The sequence below is a fragment of the Psychrobacter sp. genome (genome assembly GCF_036731945.1).
Lineage (GTDB): Bacteria > Pseudomonadota > Gammaproteobacteria > Pseudomonadales > Moraxellaceae > Psychrobacter.
Genome location: NZ_DAINDI010000015.1, coordinates 3,479 through 4,626 on the forward strand (window position 1 = coordinate 3,479; position 1,148 = coordinate 4,626).

2 protein-coding genes and 1 pseudogene are annotated in these 1,148 nt (G+C 45.6%); all 3 read left to right on the forward strand.

Annotated features, from left to right (window positions below):
* Positions 1 to 258: nicotinamide mononucleotide transporter family protein (locus V7D75_RS04595; protein ID WP_333613601.1), on the forward strand; the 258-nt coding region annotated here is incomplete at its 5' end.
* A complete protein-coding gene (locus V7D75_RS04600; RefSeq protein ID WP_333613602.1) occupies positions 209 to 796 on the forward strand; it encodes an ATP-binding protein in 588 nt (195 codons plus the stop codon). The genes V7D75_RS04595 and V7D75_RS04600, both read left to right, overlap by 50 nt.
* A 61-nt stretch (positions 797 to 857) precedes the next feature.
* Positions 858 to 1,148: pseudogene (locus V7D75_RS04605) on the forward strand (DMT family transporter); the annotation flags it as partial.

The following is a 1,148-nucleotide window of genomic DNA, read 5'->3' on the forward strand; positions in this document are numbered from 1 at the left end:
CACTTATTTACCTGGGTCGATTACACCGACATGCTGACCACCGCGCTGTTTTTAATGGCAATGTGGCTGATGGCGCGGCGTAAAATCGAACACTGGCTACTTTGGATTATTGCTGATGCGATTTCCGTGCCGCTGTATTTTTATAAAGGTCTAACTTTTACCGCGCTACAGTACGTAGTCTTCACTCTCATCGCAATCTGGGCATACTATGAATGGCAACGACGCTACCGCGTACAATCTCACGCAGCATACGCCTAAATCGGTCTTTAATGTCGCGATATTAGGGGCAGAAAGCACCGGCAAAACCACGTTATGCCGCGACTTGGCTGCACATTTTGGCAGTCCGTGGGTGCCAGAATATATGCGCACTTATCTGCAAGCAAAATGGGATAGTGAGCATCTGACTTGTACGTGGGATGATTTACTGCCTATCGCGCAAGGTCAAATTGACTTAGAAAACAAACTTGCCAAACAAGCCGCGCAACTGCCTGATAACAACCGTTACTTATTTTGTGATACCAGTTTATTTGAGCTGATGGTGTATGCCAACTGGTATTATGGCGACTGCCCTGAGGCGCTCAGCCAAGCGGCATTGATACACCATTACGATTTAATACTCTTGACCGAAGTGGATATCCCGTGGGTCGCTGATGATTTGCGTGATAGCCCGCATCAGCGTGAAGACATCAGCGCTTACTTTGCCAGTCAGTTAACCTTGCACAATAAGGCTTTTCAACGCATCGGTGGCGAGAGAGTGCAACGGGTGCAGCAAGTGGCTAAATGGCTAAATAACTAAAAAGAATAGAAAAATAACCCCAAATCTTAGGCAAAACCTATCGTGCCTGTAGGAATTATTTTTGAAAGCTGCCCTATTTACGATGATCGCTTTGATCGCCTTTGCCGCCAATTCATTACTTTGCAGAATGGCACTGGCAGACGGCGCGATTGATGCATGGAATTTTACCGCTATCCGCTTGCTCAGCGCTGCCTCTTGCCTTGGTCTTATTATGCTACTGCAGGCGTATTTTTTAAGAAGAAACCGTATAGGAAGAAATGGTCCAAAACAGACTGGCAGTATTGATAAGACTGTTTTAAAAGATAAAGGCGATTGGTTTAGTAGTCTTTGCTTAGTCATATATGCGCTATGT